The sequence below is a fragment of the Jeotgalibacillus marinus genome (assembly GCF_040801915.1).
Taxonomy (GTDB): domain Bacteria; phylum Bacillota; class Bacilli; order Bacillales; family Jeotgalibacillaceae; genus Jeotgalibacillus; species Jeotgalibacillus marinus.
This window is the reverse complement of sequence record NZ_JBFMIA010000001.1, coordinates 125,935-143,958: the sequence shown is the minus strand read 5'-3', so window position 1 is coordinate 143,958 and position 18,024 is coordinate 125,935. Positions and strand designations below refer to the sequence as shown.

At 37.5% G+C, this 18,024-nt stretch carries 19 protein-coding genes and 2 pseudogenes; 17 read left to right on the top strand and 4 right to left on the bottom strand.

Annotated features, from left to right (window positions below):
• The first annotated feature begins 13 nt into the window (after positions 1 to 13).
• The 6 genes from cysC to AB1471_RS00750 are packed head-to-tail and all read left to right on the top strand — an operon-like array spanning position 14 to position 4,592.
• Positions 14 to 613: an adenylyl-sulfate kinase gene (gene cysC, locus AB1471_RS00775; RefSeq protein ID WP_367777607.1), complete on the top strand. Its 600-nt coding sequence runs from the start codon at positions 14 to 16 to the stop codon at positions 611 to 613.
• Between the two features lie 11 nt (positions 614 to 624).
• Positions 625 to 2,256, top strand: a complete 1,632-nt coding sequence (locus tag AB1471_RS00770) for a nitrite/sulfite reductase (protein ID WP_367777606.1) — start codon at positions 625 to 627, stop codon at positions 2,254 to 2,256.
• Positions 2,240 to 2,458, top strand: a complete 219-nt coding sequence (locus tag AB1471_RS00765) for a DUF3906 family protein (protein ID WP_367777605.1) — start codon at positions 2,240 to 2,242, stop codon at positions 2,456 to 2,458. The genes AB1471_RS00770 and AB1471_RS00765 overlap by 17 nt, the downstream gene beginning before the upstream one ends.
• A gap of 3 nt (positions 2,459 to 2,461) precedes the next feature.
• Complete coding sequence (gene cobA / locus AB1471_RS00760) at positions 2,462 to 3,238, top strand: uroporphyrinogen-III C-methyltransferase (RefSeq protein ID WP_367777604.1); 777 nt, start codon at positions 2,462 to 2,464, stop codon at positions 3,236 to 3,238.
• Between the two features lie 12 nt (positions 3,239 to 3,250).
• Entirely contained in the window at positions 3,251 to 3,976 is a 726-nt protein-coding gene (locus AB1471_RS00755) for a sirohydrochlorin chelatase (protein WP_367777603.1), read from the top strand.
• Between the two features lie 10 nt (positions 3,977 to 3,986).
• Complete coding sequence (locus AB1471_RS00750; RefSeq protein ID WP_367777602.1) at positions 3,987 to 4,592, top strand: precorrin-2 dehydrogenase/sirohydrochlorin ferrochelatase family protein; 606 nt, start codon at positions 3,987 to 3,989, stop codon at positions 4,590 to 4,592.
• 252 nt (positions 4,593 to 4,844) lie between these two features.
• Here AB1471_RS00750 and AB1471_RS00745 read toward each other — a convergent pair.
• Positions 4,845 to 4,977 (bottom strand): annotated as a pseudogene (locus AB1471_RS00745) (IS6 family transposase); the annotation flags it as partial.
• 213 nt (positions 4,978 to 5,190) lie between these two features.
• Here AB1471_RS00745 and putP point away from each other — a divergent pair.
• From putP to AB1471_RS00720, 5 genes are all read left to right on the top strand, one after another.
• Entirely contained in the window at positions 5,191 to 6,681 is a 1,491-nt protein-coding gene (gene putP, locus AB1471_RS00740) for a sodium/proline symporter PutP (RefSeq protein WP_367777601.1), read from the top strand.
• Positions 6,682 to 6,796: 115 nt separating this feature from the next.
• Entirely contained in the window at positions 6,797 to 7,120 is a 324-nt protein-coding gene (locus tag AB1471_RS00735) for a hypothetical protein (RefSeq protein WP_367777600.1), read from the top strand.
• On the top strand, positions 7,117 to 7,245 hold the full coding sequence (locus AB1471_RS00730) for a hypothetical protein (RefSeq protein WP_367777599.1): 129 nt from the start codon (positions 7,117 to 7,119) through the stop codon (positions 7,243 to 7,245). Before AB1471_RS00735 ends, AB1471_RS00730 begins: the two co-directional genes overlap by 4 nt.
• A 133-nt stretch (positions 7,246 to 7,378) precedes the next feature.
• Positions 7,379 to 8,026 carry a response regulator transcription factor gene (locus tag AB1471_RS00725; protein WP_367777598.1) on the top strand — a complete coding sequence of 216 codons (648 nt, stop codon included), beginning with the start codon at positions 7,379 to 7,381 and terminating at the stop codon, positions 8,024 to 8,026.
• Positions 8,019 to 9,407: a sensor histidine kinase gene (locus tag AB1471_RS00720; RefSeq protein ID WP_367777597.1), complete on the top strand. Its 1,389-nt coding sequence runs from the start codon at positions 8,019 to 8,021 to the stop codon at positions 9,405 to 9,407. Before AB1471_RS00725 ends, AB1471_RS00720 begins: the two co-directional genes overlap by 8 nt.
• 18 nt (positions 9,408 to 9,425) lie before the next feature.
• Here AB1471_RS00720 and AB1471_RS00715 read toward each other — a convergent pair.
• A pseudogene (locus AB1471_RS00715) lies at positions 9,426 to 9,639 on the bottom strand (IS3 family transposase); the annotation flags it as partial.
• A gap of 108 nt (positions 9,640 to 9,747) precedes the next feature.
• Between AB1471_RS00715 and AB1471_RS00710 the strand changes: the two are divergent.
• From AB1471_RS00710 to AB1471_RS00700, 3 genes are read left to right on the top strand one after another with little or no spacing between them, the layout of a single operon-like run.
• Positions 9,748 to 9,909: a hypothetical protein gene (locus tag AB1471_RS00710; RefSeq protein ID WP_367777596.1), complete on the top strand. Its 162-nt coding sequence runs from the start codon at positions 9,748 to 9,750 to the stop codon at positions 9,907 to 9,909.
• A 37-nt stretch (positions 9,910 to 9,946) separates the two neighbouring features.
• On the top strand, positions 9,947 to 10,807 hold the full coding sequence (locus AB1471_RS00705; protein ID WP_367777595.1) for a metallophosphoesterase: 861 nt from the start codon (positions 9,947 to 9,949) through the stop codon (positions 10,805 to 10,807).
• 22 nt (positions 10,808 to 10,829) lie between these two features.
• Positions 10,830 to 13,106 carry a glycoside hydrolase gene (locus AB1471_RS00700; protein WP_367777594.1) on the top strand — a complete coding sequence of 759 codons (2,277 nt, stop codon included), beginning with the start codon at positions 10,830 to 10,832 and terminating at the stop codon, positions 13,104 to 13,106.
• 591 nt (positions 13,107 to 13,697) lie between these two features.
• Here AB1471_RS00700 and AB1471_RS00695 read toward each other — a convergent pair.
• On the bottom strand, positions 13,698 to 14,150 hold the full coding sequence (locus AB1471_RS00695) for an AraC family transcriptional regulator (RefSeq protein WP_367777593.1): 453 nt from the start codon (positions 14,148 to 14,150) through the stop codon (positions 13,698 to 13,700).
• A 574-nt stretch (positions 14,151 to 14,724) separates the two neighbouring features.
• Here AB1471_RS00695 and AB1471_RS00690 point away from each other — a divergent pair.
• Both AB1471_RS00690 and gnd read left to right on the top strand, forming a co-directional pair.
• On the top strand, positions 14,725 to 15,141 hold the full coding sequence (locus tag AB1471_RS00690; protein ID WP_367777592.1) for a universal stress protein: 417 nt from the start codon (positions 14,725 to 14,727) through the stop codon (positions 15,139 to 15,141).
• Positions 15,142 to 15,399: 258 nt separating this feature from the next.
• Complete coding sequence (gene gnd / locus AB1471_RS00685) at positions 15,400 to 16,812, top strand: NADP-dependent phosphogluconate dehydrogenase (RefSeq protein WP_367777591.1); 1,413 nt, start codon at positions 15,400 to 15,402, stop codon at positions 16,810 to 16,812.
• A 382-nt stretch (positions 16,813 to 17,194) separates the two neighbouring features.
• Here the strand turns inward: gnd and AB1471_RS00680 are convergent, their stop codons facing one another.
• Entirely contained in the window at positions 17,195 to 17,575 is a 381-nt protein-coding gene (locus tag AB1471_RS00680; RefSeq protein ID WP_367777590.1) for a hypothetical protein, read from the bottom strand.
• Positions 17,576 to 17,800: 225 nt separating this feature from the next.
• Here AB1471_RS00680 and AB1471_RS00675 point away from each other — a divergent pair, with 225 nt between their 5' ends.
• Positions 17,801 to 17,926 (top strand): hypothetical protein, encoded by a 126-nt coding sequence (locus tag AB1471_RS00675; protein ID WP_367777589.1) that lies wholly within the window; start codon positions 17,801 to 17,803, stop codon positions 17,924 to 17,926.
• The last annotated feature ends 98 nt before the right edge of the window (positions 17,927 to 18,024 follow it).

Here is an 18,024-nt window from a genome sequence, read left to right as displayed (position 1 = left end):
GGAGGACCTTAAATTGTCTAATTTAAACAACATTACTTGGCATGAACCAAAGATAACAAACGAAGACCGCCGTAATCAAACTGGGCATGGTAGTTATGTATTATGGTTTACAGGCCTTTCAGGTTCAGGAAAATCAACAATAGCTAATGCGGTGTCAAACTACTTATATAGGCAAGGAATTAATGAATATGTTCTAGATGGTGATAATGTCAGATATGGTTTAAATAAGGATCTCGGATTTTCGGACGATGACCGAAAGGAAAACATTCGTCGAATCGGAGAAGTAGCAAAGCTTTTTGTTGACAGCGGAAAAATAGTCATCACTGCTTTTATCTCTCCATTTTGTTCAGAGAGAGAACAAGTACGTAATCTCCTTAAAGAAGGAGAATTTATTGAAGTATTTGTAGATTGTCCACTAGATGAATGTGAGAGGCGTGATCCAAAACAGCTCTATTCCAAAGCACGCAGTGGGGAAATTAAAGAATTTACAGGAATTGATTCTCCGTACGAGGCACCAGAGAATCCTGAGATCTCTATCCGTTCAGATCAGCTATCAGTCGAACAATCAGTCGAACAAATCATTAGCTACCTAGAGAAGAAGAATATTATATAGGGGGGAAGAACATGGTATATGAAAAGCATTGGAAGGAAAATAAGAAGCTTAACAAAACAGAAAAAGTAAAATTAGAAAAAGATGGTCTTCGTATATTAGATAATATTCCTTTTTATGCTGAAAATGGCTTTGACTCCATCCCTAAGGAACAGTGGGATTTATTCAAATGGGCAGGTCTTTATCTTCAACGTCCAAAAGAAGATGGATATTTTATGATGAGAGTAAACGTGCCATCTGGAATTTTAACAAAATCACAAGTAGATACACTTGCAGGAATTGCGAAAGACTACGGCAGAGGCGTTTTTGACATTACGACACGTCAAGCTGTGCAATTTCATTGGCTTGAGATCGAACAAATTCCAGATATTTTTAAACGCTTAGAATCGGCTGGATTGTCTAGTGTAGGGGCTTGTGGTGATATTACGAGAACAATAGTTGGGAACCCGATTGCAGGAATAGATCCTGACGAGCTATTTGATACGACAAGCCTTGTAAAAGAAGTATATGATTTTTTCCAACGAAATGAGGATTTCTCTAACTTACCAAGAAAGTATAAAATGTCCATTAGCGCTAATAAGAAAAATGCTTCCAATGCAGAGATTAACTGTATTTCCTTTACCCCAGCTATAAAAGTGATTGATGGTGTTGAAACAAAAGGATTTCATTTAAAGGTGGGGGGAGGTTTATCTTCTCGTCCGTTCTTAGCTAAAACATTAGATATATTCATTGAACCAGAGAGGACGCTTGAAGTGGCTATTGCTGTAACGACCATCTTCCGTGACTACGGATATCGTGAAAAACGTCATCTTTCTCGGCTGAAGTTCTTAGTTGCCGATTGGGGAGCTGAAAAATTCAAAGAGAAGCTAGAGGAATATACAGGACCGCTTCTAACAAAAGGAGTTGAACCGACCGAAGAATGGAACGCAGGTTATTTCTACGGGGTTCAAGATCAAAAGCAAGAGGGACTAAAGTTTCTCGGTTTTAACGTACCAGTAGGTCGCCTTGACGCTGATGAGGTTTTTGAACTTGCACGTATTTCTAGTCAATATGGGAGCGGAGAAATACGTACATGTAACTCGCAAAATTTGATTATACCGAATATTCCTGAAAAAAATGTGGAAGCTTTGTTAGCTGAACCTATATTTAAACGTATATCTATAAACCCGAATTCCTTTATCGGTTATGCAGTTGCATGTACCGGAATAGAATATTGTAACCTAGCACTTGTTGAAACGAAGGAGCGTATGAGATTAATAGCAGAGGAACTAGATAAACGAATTCAATTAGACGTTCCCGTAAGAATTCATATGGTCGGTTGCCCAAACTCTTGTGGTCAAAGGCAAATTGCAGATATTGGGTTACAAGGCATAAAGCTACGCAATGAAAACAAAGAGATGGTTGAAGCGTATGAAATCTATGTGGGTGGCACATTGAATGATGATGGAAGGTTCAATCAAAAACTCAAAGGAAAAGTACCGGCGACAAAATTAACGGATGTACTTGATGAGTTATTGCATTACTTTAAAAAAGACAAAGTAAAAGGCGAATCTTTCTTTGATTTTGTTGAACGTAAAAGCGTTGGAACACTTCAGAAGGTCCTTGATTCTATATTGGGGAAAGATACTGATGGCGTATCTATATAGGTTTGATGTAATCACCATACAAAAAGAGGTTGTCGCTATTATTCATGCAGAAAACGATGATGCTGCTTTTGCACATTTAGATATTGAACTTGAAAAATTTTACTTAAAAAAGCCGGAGGTCAAAGAGGTTATTTTAAGAGAGAAAAAGGGATTAGGAAAAAGAAGCGGTTATATCCTTGATGAAGATGAGAAAGGGTGGTAAGGCATGGTAGGCACGGTTTATCTAGTTGGTGCAGGCCCCGGAGACCCAGAGTTATTAACAATCAAGGGATTGCGGTGCCTAGAGCAGGCAGATGTCATCTTGTACGATCGACTGGTTAACTCTGAATTACTTAAATTTGCACCAAAAGATGCTCAGCTTGTCTATTGTGGAAAGCTGCCAGATTCCCATACGATGAAACAGGAAACGATTAACCATTTTCTAGTAAAATACGCCAAAAAAGGATTTCAGGTAGTACGCTTGAAAGGGGGGGATCCCTTTGTGTTTGGACGTGGAGGGGAAGAGGCGGAGGAATGCGCGAAGCATGATGTGCCATTTGAGATTGTCCCTGGAATTACAGCAGGAATCGCTGCATCAGCCTATGCAGGGATTCCTGTAACACATAGAACATTAAGTAAGAGTTTTGCCTTTGTGACTGGCCATCAAGCAGGAGGGAAGGAATCTGAGCTTAGATGGGCACATTTAGCTCATGCTGTAGATACGATTTGTGTCTATATGGGCGTTGCTCACCTTCCAAGCATTATTAATCGTTTAATTGAGAATGGTAAATCTCCTCATACTCCGATCGCTCTTGTTCATTGGGGTACACGAAAAGATCAGCATACGGTAACAGGAACTCTCCAAACAATAGAGGGTAAGGTGAAGGAGGCTAAGCTTTCTAATCCAAGTATGATTGTCATAGGTGAGGTTGTGGGGCTTCACCACAAATTAAATTGGTTTGATGAAGAGATTGTCCCTCACCTTCCTGTAATACATGGTTAAGAGGAGGACTTCATGAAAGCTATTTTATATGTTAGCCACGGCACACGATCTAAGCAAGGTGCAGAAGAAGTTAGGCGGTTTTTAGAAAGTGTGATTGATTTAGTCGAGGTACCCATTCAAGAGATTAGTTTTCTTGAATTGACAAAACCATTTATAGGGGAAGGGTTTGAACAGTGTGTTAACAGAGGTGCAACAGAGATTTCGGTTGTTCCACTCTTCCTCCTAGCTGCAGGACATATAAAAAAGGATATACCAGATTCACTTATCCCATTAAGAAAGAAGTATCCGCATATAAAGGTGAAAGTAGCTCCTCCATTTAGTGTGCAGGACAGAATTTTAAATGCTATTGGAGAACTTGTAAGAAGCGTAGTACATGATGTGAACTTGGAGGATTCGATTTTAATTGTTGGAAGAGGGAGTAGCGACCTAGCTATACACGATGCCTTTACTAGAATCTCTAGAGGAATAAAGGAAAAACTTGGTGTGAGGAATATTCAAGTTTGTTATTTAGCTGCCGCATCACCAACGTTTACTGTGGGGTTAGAAACGATCATTCAAAAAGCACGAGGAGAACGGGTTATTGTTGTTCCATATTTATTATTCCCTGGTCTATTGCTTTCTGAGATTATTAAAGAGGTGAATAAGAGGCGAAATCAGGGGCAATCCATTGTGCATACAGGGCCTCTTTCTAGCCATCGAGTGATTAAAGACATCGTTATAGATCGTGCTTTAGGATAGGAGGATTTTTATGCAACCACTTATTATTAATTTAAAGGGGAAGAAGGTAGTAATCGCCGGAGGAGGACGGATTGCTGCACGTAAGGCAAAGGTTTTAGATGCTGAAGAAGCGGAGATCACGTTCGTCTCACCTGCTTTTTCTGAAGAAGTTCTAGAATTGGCACGAAAGAAAGGGTATTTACTTATAAGTCGGAAAGCTCATACCTCAGACTTTCAAGAAGCATTTTTGGTCATTTTGGCAACAAACGACCGAGAAGCAAATAAGACATTAGTTCGTTCTCTTCCTCCTTATCAATTAAGTTGCGTTGTAGATGAAGGAGGAGAAGGAAATGTCACTTTCCCAGCTACCGTGCGGAGAGGTCATCTTCAAGTAGCTGTCACATCTAACGGAGCCAGTCCTAAGCTAACACGTAAATTGAAGCAGGAATTAGAACAACAATTCGAGCAATCGTGGGAACCATATACTGAATTTTTGGCCCAGTCTCGAGAACTCATCAAACACCTACAAATTCCTTTACAAGAAAAAAACGAACTATTACTGGAATTACTAGATGAGCGCTATCGTCTCGACAAAAAAGCAAGGCAAGGAAAATGGAATAAATTACAATATTTGTGAAGACGGTGTGTTAGAATGAAAAGTTTTTCATTACATTTTATTAGCTATGTATATTTACATAAAATACTTGATGCTATCTGCTAACACAGTGTTTACACCTTACGCCACTTTATCGCTGACCATGATATCTAAAGCACTTCCATTAGCGTGGGAAATGAACGGCTGAATTCTTTTATCGATTGAAGGAACGAGCCTCTTTTGGTATTCTCCTATATTTTGTTGATCGATGATGCAAGGACTGGAATGGTGAGGAGTAATCGATAAACCTTGTTCCTCCATCATTTCCAATAAATCACGAAACCTTAGGTTGTAACGTAAGTACCATCTTACCGTTAATAAAATCATCATCAGGCTGATAGTGCTTCCATTTAAATTTATTTTCCATATGATCACGCATCCTATGTTTTTGCACCAGAACCTTCTAGTCCCTATTGAATACACTATTTATTAAAACAGAGGGTGCTTGAGGTGAGAAAGGTGACTCACATGCTGTCGCTAGGTAGTCAATAGGGATCGGGATTGCCGCCCCGCTTTATGTGAAAAAGCCCTACCGCATCCAATCATGGTGCGGTTTGATCTTTTTAAAAGGAGAAATTTGATGGAGGTTGAAATTGAAATTTATTTTTTACTCGTACTCTATTTTATAGCTATGCTTGGTATTGGTTTATATGGTTATAAAAAATCTACTGGTGACTTATCACAATACATGTTGGGAGGTAGAAAGTTAGGACCTGCCGTTACAGCATTGTCTGCTGGGGCATCTGTTATGAGTGGTTGGACTTTACTTAGTTTACCGGGTACGATCTATGTTTCTGGGCTATCCGGCATGTGGATTGCTGTTGCTTTATCAATCGGAGCTTATTTAAATTATATTTTTGTCGCACCTCGTTTACGGACATACACAGAAGTGGCAAATAATTCAATCACGATTCCAGATTATTTTGAAAATCGATTCTCAGATGATACAAAGATTTTACGCTTTATATCAGCAATAGTTATCATTATCTTTTTTACTGTTTATACTTCATCAGGAATGGTAGCCGGTGGCGTATTGTTTGAAAGTGCTTTTGGTTTTGATTACTTAACTGGATTAATTATTACGACAAGTGTAGTGCTGGTTTACACACTTTTTGGTGGATTCTTAGCTGTAAGTATGACTGACTTTGTTCAAGGCTGTATCATGGTTATTGCACTAATTCTCGTACCTATCGTTGCTTTTAGCGAACTTGGTGGTATTAGTTCGACATTTAATACAATAAAAGACATCGATCCTACCCTAACATCGTTCTTTCAAGGAACCACTGTGTTAGGATTTTTAGGATTAATGGCATGGGGACTTGGTTACTTCGGGCAACCTCATATCATCGTACGTTTTATGGCCATTCGTAATGTAAAATCATTAAAAACAGCTCGTCACATCGGGATAACTTGGACGGTTATAGCCAACACGGGTGCTGTATTAACTGGGTTAACTGGATTAGCTTATATAACTACTCAAGGTGAAGAGCTAAAAAATCCAGAAACAATCTTTATTGTTTTTTCTCACGTATTGTTCCACCCATTGATTTCTGGATTCTTATTAGCTGCCGTTTTAGCAGCCATTATGAGTTCGATTTCTTCACAACTTCTTGTAACATCAAGCGCGCTAACAGAGGACTTCTATAACACATTCTTAAAACGCAAAGCTTCGGATAAAGAATTAGTTTTTGTCGGACGCGCATCTGTATTTTTAGTTGCTATTGTCGCTATTTTTTTATCACTTGATTCGGAGAATACAATTTTGGACCTTGTTAGTAATGCTTGGGCAGGATTTGGTTCTGCTTTCGGTCCAGCAATTATATTGAGTCTCTACTGGAAAGAAATGAACCGTTGGGGAGCTATTGCGGGTATATTTGTTGGCGCGATTACCGTTATTCTTTGGATTTATGTATTCCAACTAAGCGCATTCTTATATGAAATGATACCGGGATTCATATTAAGCTTACTTGCAATCATTGTAGTCAGCAAAATGACTGGTGGAGCTGATAAAATCACTCGTGAAGGTTATAACGCATTCGAAAAAGTCCATGAAGTTGAATCAAATAAATAGGGAAAACAAAAAGGGAGATATGAACGTTGATCTAGTGGGATTTGTTGTTTGATTCCAAAAAGTGAACTGCCCCCTAATTGTTAGACACCACTAACAATTGGAGGTGCAGTTTTTTATGGCTAAATTTTCAAAAGAAGAAAAACTAGTGGCAGTCAAAAGATATATAGCAGGGGAAGGTTCCCTTCGAGGGATCCCAGACTCTATTTGTGCAGACCCAGATAATTTCCCTGCTTGGTTGAAACAATTTGAATACAGAGGGGAAGAAGCGTTTGAAAAATCCTATACAACCTATTCCGCAAGCGATAAACTAGGTACTCAAATATATGCAAGAAAACAGGACGTCTACGAGAGAGACAGCTACGATGTTTATGGCAAGCTCTTTATAAAGATGGAGGTGTTGACGCCCTACAACCAAAGAAAAAGGGGCATCAATCCATGAAGAAAAAAGGAACAAAACAGACAACGCCATCTGAAGGATCACTTGAGGCTTTACAAGCAGAAGTAGAATATTTAATTAAACATTTCAAAAAAGTTTACGATAACTCTAATCAAACTTTATTATAAATTATCGAACTTTTTTACAAATTTCTGTATTTAATCGGTAATAACTAGCTGTTACACTGACGAAGAGCTGTTGGAATTTCCGAAACGTGTAAATACTAAGAACATCATATTTTACTGATAAGTGGAGGGGAAAATGAACGTACTAATCGCAGACGATGAAAAAGATATGTTGAAAATTTTAAAGGTTTATTTTGAGCGGGAAGGGTTTCATGTTTTTCTAGCTGAAGATGGAGAAGAGGCAGTAACTATTATTTATAGCAACAAAATCCACTTAGCTATTCTGGACTGGATGATGCCTGAGATAAGCGGTTTGGACGTTTGTAAGCAAATAAAAAGTACCAGTGACACAAAAGTACTAATGCTTACGGCGAAAAGTGAAAATGAAGATGAACTGAAAGCGTTAACGATTGGGGCAGATGACTACGTAAGGAAACCTTTCCATCCAGGTGTTTTATTGGCAAGAGCAAAGAAACTTCTTCGTAAAGAGAAGGTCGTTCATATAAAAGACCTAAAAATTGATTTAGAAGCAAAAAAGATTTATAAAAACGAAAAGGATTTGAATGCGACAAAAACGGAATTCGAACTTATGAGATGCTTTTTAAATCATAAAGGGAGTATATTGACACGAAAAAAACTCCTTGATATCGTCTGGGGATTTGACTATTTTGGCGAAGAACGAACGGTTGATACCCATATAAGAAGGTTACGAGAAAAAATTGGAGAAGACGTGATAAGAACTCATAGAGGGTTGGGATATAGTTTGGAGGAAGAGGATGAATAAGCTTGGAAGAAAGCTATCCATAAGTATATCCTTAGCGGTCATCGTCATTTTTTCTATCTCAATCTTGCTTACTCAATCTTTTTTGCCTAAATATTACTTGTACAAAACAAAAGAAAAGGTAGAGCAAGTTTCGAATGAGATAATAGAAATGGATAAAACTACATTTATCGATTCGATAGAAACGATTGAAAATAAGTATGGTATAACCATTGTATACGAGCCTGTTTCTAGCAATGTAGATGAATTAAATAAGACAATACGTAATCAATTAGACCAAAAACGAATTACTTTAAATAAATTTTGGATAACACAAGAAACGTTAGAAAAATTGGCAGAAGGAAAAAAAGTGAATAAATTATATAACCAGGGAAAGTTAAAATCAAGTTTTTTAGCCAGTTTTATGCAAAAAGACGATATGGTCGTTGTAGTCGGTATTTCCATTGAACATTTTAGCGATACGGCAATAATTGTCAATGAATTTAATTTATATATGTTAGGATTTTCCGTTGTTGTCATCGTTATGTTAGTCTGGTTATTGTCAAAAAAGATAACCACTCCTTTAAAAGAATTAAAAGATATTTCTAAAGATATTTCGAATTTGAAATTTGCAACGGCTCATATAAAAACAAATGATGAAATTGAGGAGCTGGCTACCAGCATCAATGTGATGAGTATGAAGCTTAATAAGGCTCATCAGGACTTAACGCGAAAAAATGAGAACTTAAAAATCGTTATGTCCGATCTTACACATGAAGTGAAAACCCCATTGTCTTTAATAAAAGCCTATAGTATAGGGATAAAAGATGGATTAGACGATGGTACTTATATCGACACGATCGTAAAACAAACAGATAATATCACCAATTTAATTGAGGATTTATTAAACTTTTCAAAAATTGAAAGAGATGAGATTGAAAAGACCACGTTTGATCTTATAGACTTATTTCATACTGGTCTTGTAAAACACAGAATAGAAATCGAAACGAAAAAACTAGATGTAACCATTGTTAATGATCATTTACAAGAATTATTTGTGTTAGCGGATAAAGATAAAATAGAGATGGTTTTTAACAATTTAATAAGCAATGCGATTAAATATACAGCAGATGATAAAATTGAAGTTACATTTGAGGATTCAAAAAAAGGTATCTTATTCCGAATAAAGAATGGTAGCAATATACAAAAAACAGAAAAGCTTGAGCAGATTTGGGAACCATTTTATGTGATAGAAGCCTCTAGAAACAAAAAAGTCTCTGGCACAGGCTTAGGGTTGGCCATTGTCAAATCCATTCTTAATCGCCATGACTTTAATCATGGAGTCTTGATGTCCGACGATCAAATCGAATTCTATATTTATTTTGAAAAGAATCCTATCACCTGAATTACCCTATAAAACGGACTAGGCTGCTAAAAGATGACCTCGGTATTGACTCGGGGTCATTTTTTTATCTCCACTGGAAACGATGATTATTGTACTCTTCGATAGATAAATCCACTAATTCCTTTCATTCACATAAATTCTCGCATTCTTTTTCTTCGACTTCATCTTTAAAATGACCAAAGAAAGATTCGATAGGAGCGTTATCCTAACAAATTCCTATACGAGACATGGATTATCAAATCATTAGGGTTCTTTTTTTATACATTCAAAAACTGCAATTTTGTAGAAAGTTGTAAAACTAATGTAACAAAAAGAAATTATAGTTTTTCTAAGAGGAGGTGTGACAGCTGAAACAATGAGGAATTTATGCTCGACAAGAAATGAACATTTTTTCTTAGGTTGGCTGATTATTGATCTAAAAGGGATTTTGAAAGAAGTCATGTACGTAGAGGTCTATTCAATTGACAAACTGCACGCTTTAATTTCCAATGATCGCGTCTAATATTATGAGACTTAAATTTAAAGGTTGGTAGAAAACAATGCAGGAAAAGGTATCAAGAAGATTCTTTCTAAAAAAAACAACGGGAGTTCTATTAACAGCAATTGGATTGAGTGCCGGAGGATATTTATATGCCCGTAAGATTGAGCCTAAACTAGTAGACATCAATAAGAAGACCATGATGCACACAGCCATACCAGCAGGATTTAACGGGTTAAAAATCGTTCAATTTAGCGATCTACACATGGGATTCAATTACACCATTGGTGATCTCAATTCATTGGTGAAGAAGATTAACAGGCTAGATCCCGACATTATTCTTTTTACTGGGGATTTGGTGGACAAGCCGAACCAATACGAGGGGGCTGAGGCTCTTACCGTTGCATTAGAGCAATTACATGCCAATGTCGGCAAATACGCCATATACGGCAACCACGACCGTGGTGGATGGGGTTCTAGTCTTTATAGCAACATCATGGAGGGAGCGGGGTTTACTCTTTTAGTCAATGACGTATCTGAAATTACGATTGATGATGGGACAAGTATTTATATAGCGGGTGTGGATGATGCCCTTTTAGGTAGACCAAACATACACGAATCTATTTACTCGATCCCAAGAGGGGCGTTTACCATTTTACTATCCCATTGCCCCGATTTGGCAGACGAAGCCAAAGAATACGACATTCACTATCAATTGAGCGGTCACAGCCACGGCGGACAAGTAAGAATACCGTTTGTAGGGTCGTTAGTCACGCCACCTTATGCGGAAAAATACGATGCTGGGAAATATAACGTAGATGGTTTAACTCTTTACGTGAATAGAGGCATAGGCACGGCAAGGCTACCATTTAGATTTCTATGTAGACCCGAAGTAACGGTGTTTACATTAGATAAAAAATAAAAATGATAGGAGAAAACACAACATGAAAAAGGTATTACTATCAACGAGTGCATTATTGTTATTAGCGGGGGCGTGTACACCCGATAAACCAAACGGATCGAACACGGGAAATACACCGATAAATAACCCTGAAAAGGCGTTTACGGTGGATGTAGACCCGTCAACATTCGAAATCACCGCTATTCATGACGGGAAGGAGGAAACGATTTCAAAAGCAAGAGAAGCGGAAGCCGTAGAGAATTTTGAGGAAACGAACAAATTGATTTCGTGGACCTATCCCGAATCAGAACTAGAAATAGAGATTCACCAAGAAGATAAATTTATAGATGTGTCGATCACGTCACTAGCGGGAGAAGGTATAGAAAATGAGGTAAGTTTCCCTTACGTGGCGGGAGAACAACTTATATTGCCGATAGGAGAAGGAAAACGAATCCCAAAGGATGATCAAGACTGGAAAACACATTTAGATCATGAAATGGATATGAACGATTCGTTCACGATGCCTCTTTATGGGAGTGAGAAAGATGACTATTCGATTCTTTACCTCCCCGAAAACACGTTTAACAACACGATAGCGTATGACACAGAGGACGACATTGAATTTAACATTACCCACGAATATCCAACGATCAACGACAACAAGACGTATAACACGCGTATTTATGTCGCTGAGAATGATCCAGTAGACTGGGCAACGATTTACAAAAACGAATTACTAGAGTCGGACAACTTCACCACATTGGCGGAAAAAGCCAAATATGTTCCCGACATTGAAAAGTTATACGGTGCCCCACATATCTATTTTTGGAATGATCAATATTTAGATGATCATAGTGTGGATTGGAAGAAATTAAAGAAAAAAGTGGATGATCCTATTTTTGCATGGGTTGCTACGCTTATTGATGAACACAGCGAAGACAGCGGGGACGAATTTATTCAAGTTCTTGAAAGTCTGAATGACGAAGAATACGTGACACCATTCCAAAAAACGGCGATTCTGAACGGTTTAAATTTCGCTATTCAACTGGAAGAATTTTATGACGCAGCCGTCTTCCCCGATGGCAAAGCGCCGAACGATAACCAAAATGAGCAAGAGCGATACGCAACAAATAAATCCCTGCTTGCGAGTGTACTGAAAGAAGCCGTTTCACCAGTGGAAGACTGGGGGAAGGAAACATCTACAGAGGTTCTGAAAGACATGAAGAAAGAAGGAATCGACCGTGCTTGGGTTGGTTTACCGAACTGGGTGAATGGTCTTATGCAACCTGACATGGTGAAATATGCGGAGGATGCGGGCTATCTAGTTGCGCCTTATGATTCGTATCACTCGATCCACGAAACACCCGATATAAGTTGGAATACAGCAACCTTTAAAGATCCCGCTCTTTTTGAAGAGGCTACGATCACAAAGAAAGACGGAGAGCACGTCACAGGGTTTTTAGGTAGAGGACGCAAGCTAAACCCAACGCTTTCATTGCCAAGCGTGAAGGATCGTGTGGAAGGTGTTCTAGCAGGAGGCATTCAATTTAACTCGTGGTTCATGGATACAGACGCAACAGGAGAAATCTACGATGATTATTCGCCAACGCATCTAACGACGCAAGAAGAAGACTGGACAGCAAGATTAGAGAGAATGGAGTACCTAGCAAAAGAGCATGGTCTAGTCGTTGGAGCTGAAGGAGGAAACGATTTTGCTAGTGAAGTAATCGCCTTTGCTCATGGGATTGAAACACCCGTAATCAAGTGGGGAGATCCCGACATGCGAGAAAACGCAGATAGTGAGTATTTTGTAGGGAATTACTACTCACCTACGGGGGGAATACCCGAACGTTATAGCAAGGCCGTGCCAATTAAAGAGGAATACAAGGCAATTTATACTGATCCAACGTATTCGATCCCGCTTTATAAGCTTGTATACAATGATTCAGTCATCACTACCCACCAATGGGAATGGGATAGCTTAAAAATAGAGGGATTAGAGACAGAACGTAAGATCAATGAATATCTATACAACATCCCGCCGATGTATCATTTAGATGCAAATTCATGGGAAGATAAAAAGGAAACCATTACAACCAATTATCAAACATGGTCGGCATTTCATGAGGAAGCCGTGCAACAACCGATGACTGATTTTCGTGTATTGTCGGATGATCGACTCGTGCAATCAACGACGTACGGCGAGTCATTAACAGTGATTGCTAATTTCTCGGATCAAGACTTCCAAGACGACGATCGAACGATTCGCGCGAATTCAGCTGTTATTATTGATGGGAATCATGAAGTGAAGATTGAATAATAGAGAAAGAAAAAGGAGCTCAACGCTGAGCTCCTTTTTTAGCTGCGAATGATAGTCAAAGTTTGTTAATTGGCTTCATAGTACGTTGGATCACTTATACGATAAATGTTTACTAGCTCTAACAGAGATCGCCTTCGCCCTCGTCGTTTTTACTTTCAATCGCTAGATAATTGAACAGGGACTTTAATGAATAAAGCGTTCATACTAGATTCCAAGCGATTTACATACACATCTTTTTTTTTTTAACAATGTTAAATATTACTGTTGATAATTTAAGGGAATCCCCAACTATAAAGGCTCCCCAATCCTTATCAACTAACGTGCCCGTTAATTGAACTTAACTTTAGGAGAAGTTTTTAAATGTTCATAACCAATTAACTTACTTGCTAAAAAGTAAATTTCACAACTGTAATCGATATTAGAAATTTTAACTGATGTATTTCACTAATATAGCTTATTTCACTATCGGAGCAGAATAATAAAAGAAGAACAAGAAGTTATCGTTACTGAAAACTACTTGTTCCTCCTTTTCTATGTTTAATTTTCTAGTGATGGATATAAAGCCGAACAAGTAAAATGTAACTAATCAAGCTATAACGGTTTTACAGGTACACATATTTCGCAATAATTGTTGTTAATCATATCATTAGTGTATCTTTCTAAAATCGGTTTATTATCAATTTGATATCCACTGTTTTGTAAATCTGGGAAAATTTCAGCCCACGCTTTTTGAATATCTTCTGCTGTATGTTTGACTTTGTAAATAAAATATTTTCCGCCAGAAAGTTCACATTCGCAAATTGAAGCATCAATTTGAAAATCCTTTGAAATCACAATACAAGCATCATATCTACAATTTTTGGGAAGTGTTGTTTCAGGATTATCTTGCGGAATTCCAAGTATTATTGCCGATTTAATAAGATTTTTCTCCTCAGCCCATTTCTTTAACTTTTCCATTGCTTGAATGTTAGCAGGCCCATATGGACCAACTTGTCGCACATATGCAATGCGATATTTGGGAAGAGTTTCAACTTTAATATTCATAGTCCCTTTCTCCTTTCTCCATAAATATTTACTACATTTCGAATACTATTAGGATATAAAAATATAATCAATTATTTTTTTAAAATTTATGATTTTCTTAATAATCGAACCGGAGGCGTTAGCGTAAAAATATAGACAAAAGAGGACTTCAAAAGGGTACTCATCTATTAAAAAGATACCAACAATCTTTTGGAACATAGCCTTTTTTATAGACGCCACATTTATAGAGAACTTGACTTTTCTGAGAGTGAAAAGTCGTCACGTTAATATTCTTGTTTAACTAATGAGGCATTTAAGTCGAACAAGGAGTTCAGTAGAAAAATATCAAAAATGACAAAATGTCGTCAAAAGCGACAAAATATTCGCAAAAAATGTAAAGCTTCATTACTATGAAACCCCTTTGATTTTAGATACAATAATTACTAATAGGATTTTCGATAATGAAAATTCTAACAAATTTTGATTTCCAAGAAAGAGTTACAGAAGTTGAGTTAGCTTTTACTGGTGCTCACCTATAGATTCAGCGACCAGTGCCATTGACGACATAAAAAAAGATCGTATGGAGGGTTTAATTATGAAGAAGATAATGGTAGCAACGGACGGCTCTGAACATTCAAACCGCGCTCTAAAGAAAGCGATTAGTGTGATTTCATCAAAAGATGAGGTATCGATTGATTTAGTCTATGTTGTGGATGGCGAGACATCTAAAGCAGATGTACTCCGTTACGGAGATTCGGATACAGCTAGTTATAAGCGTGAAAAAATGTTAAAAGAAAGTGCAGATCTTGCAAGAAAAGCAGACGTACAAGTGAACATCAAGATTCTTCATGGATCTCCGTTTGAAACGCTTATCGAGTATGCTAATAATAGTAATTATGATCTTGTTGTTGTTGGTAGCCGAGGGCGCAATAAGTTTCAAACTATGCTTTTAGGTAGCGTTAGTCACAAATTAGTAAAATATGTTGACGCTCCTGTAATGGTTGTTAAATAATATTTTAGATTTTACATAAATAAAAAAAATCAGCTCATATGTTCAATGGGCTGGTTTTTATTTATCTTAAGGTGAATGTTTAAATAAGTGCTACTAAGCAACACAGCGATCAAGAGAATTTTCTATGGTTAAACCTGTTACATTTATTGAAAAGCTTTTTTTTCGCCTTTACATAAAAAAGTGGTACAATAGTGAATGATAAAAGAAGCTCCTGCTTTTCGGAGTAAATGAATTACGTGAAAGAGAGGACGTTTAACTATGTCAAAACAACAAATTGGTGTAGTAGGTCTTGCTGTAATGGGTAAGAACCTTGCTTGGAATATTGAAAGTAGAGGGTTTTCTGTTGCTGTGTATAATCGTTCAGCTGAAAAAGTGGATGATATGCTGGCAGAATCAGAAGGCAAACAAATTTATGGTACATATAGCCTGGAGGAGTTTGTTGAGTCACTCGAATCACCTCGTAAAATTATGTTAATGGTAAAAGCAGGTGCAGCGACTGACGCAACGATTAGTAGCTTGCTTCCTTTACTTGATAAAGGTGATATTTTAATTGACGGTGGGAATACGTTTTATCAAGATACCATTCGTCGTAACAAAGAACTTAGCACACACGGCATCCACTTTATTGGAACAGGTGTTTCTGGTGGGGAAGAAGGAGCGTTAACAGGTCCATCGATTATGCCAGGTGGTCAAAAAGAAGCGTATGAGCTTGTGGCACCAATTTTCGACGAGATCTCAGCTAAAGTTAACGGCGAAGCATGTAGCACATACATCGGTTCAGATGGTGCGGGTCACTATGTGAAAATGGTTCACAATGGCATTGAGTATGCCGATATGCAATTGATTGCTGAATCTTATTTCATTATGAAAAATGTACTCGGTTTGTCAGCAGACGATCTTCATGAAGTATTTGCTGAATGGAACAAGGGTGAGCTTGACAGCTACTTGATCGAAATTACAGCCGATATTTTCAAAAAGAAAGACACTGAAACTGGCAAACCAATGGTTGATGTGATCTTAGATAAAGCAGGACAAAAAGGAACTGGAAAATGGACGAGCCAAAGTGCATTAGACCTTGGCACACCACTTCCAATCATTACGGAATCTGTATTTGCACGCTTTATCTCTGCAATTAAAGATGAGCGTGTAAAAGCAAGTAAAGTGCTAAGTGGTCCAACACCGGTTGTACCTGAAGGCGATAAAAAAGAAGTAATCGAAGCAATTAGACGTGCCTTGTATATGTCTAAAATTGCTGCATATGCTCAAGGCTTTGCGCAAATGAAAGCTGCTTCAGAAGAATATAACTGGGACTTAAAGTTCGGTGAAATCGCCAGGATATTCAGAGGTGGCTGCATTATCCGTGCTCAATTCTTACAAAAAATCACAGACGCGTATGATCGCGATCCAGCGCTTATGAACTTAATGATTGATGACTATTTTAAAGACATCGTAGAATCGTATCAATCAGCTTTGCGTGACGTGATCGCACTCGCTGTGAAAAATGGTGTTCCAGTACCAGGATTCTCAACCGCTCTTTCTTATTATGATAGCTATAGAACAGAATCATTGCCAGCGAACTTAATCCAAGCACAACGCGATTACTTCGGTGCCCACACGTATCAACGTGTCGACAAAGAAGGTACCTTCCACACGGAGTGGATGGAAGATTAAATACAAAAGCAGAAGCAGCTCGATCTAGCCAAGACAAGTATAAGTAGAAGACGTGCTGCACAATTTTTTTGTTAGCAGAAATATTCAAAAAGAGCCTCGTCCTATTGGATAGAGGCTCTTTTTTGAGGTTGTGGGATCTAGATATTACAACTTACAGACATATTAAGATGTTATTTTTTAGAATGTTATTAAAGAATCAGAACAAAAAAACAAAAAAACAAAAAAATCAGATGGTAAAATTAATTGGTTTGTATAGGTGATATATAGGAGTTGTGAGAATTATTAATGTTAAGGTCAAATGAATTTGACGTGGAATTTAGGTATTAATTTTGTTTTTTAAAAGGATCAAGAGAGAAAAAAACTCCTCTTGATTCCATAGATATTAAGCGCTTAAAACTCTAAATATTTGCGTGTTTGAAGCGAGTAGTTTACCAGAAGATTTTTCAACAACTTGTTGTTGAAAACGATAGTTACTATCATCTGTGAATGTAACAAGAACCTGACTACAGCTAGTCGGAGCAAGTGTTGATTCTAAAATAGCAACACCAAATTCATTAAATTCAATTGGGACAAACATGCCTGAACTTGGATCAAAAATAAACGCTGTAAATTCAGATAGTAAGTTTAGGTTGCTAAGAGTAACAAAGATCCTTACTTCCACCCCATCTTGTAAAGGGTCTGAGTTTACTGTGCATACCTGAAAAGCTTGTTGTTCATCAACAATAATGGTATCCGGTAAAGTAGTAAATAAAGCTACGGTCATATATTTCTCTCCTTTCTTTGATCAGAGTGTCTCTTAAAAAGAAACAATCAATATACTATATTCATAGAATTAAAAACTGTGTAGACAAATGATTTAGTATAAAGATGATTTTTCAAAATCAAAATATGTGATATTCTTTGAATAAGGTGAACAGGTGAGTTTGAATCTACTAAACTATCTAACATACCATCTTATACAGTTGTACATGAAGGTGATGTTAATGTAATGAACGCCATTAGACTTGAATATAGGATCACGCCCGATGAAGAAATAATTCAAATTGTAGCTGATTATTTTGGCGTAACATTTGAAGAAGTGGAAGAAGCGTATAACAAGGCAAGTAGAAGATAGTGAATGATATTCACCGTTGCACATGCAGCGGTTTTTTATACGATAATAACGCAATGTTGCTCGCGTACAATGGTACGAACTTTACAAGTTTCTCTGTT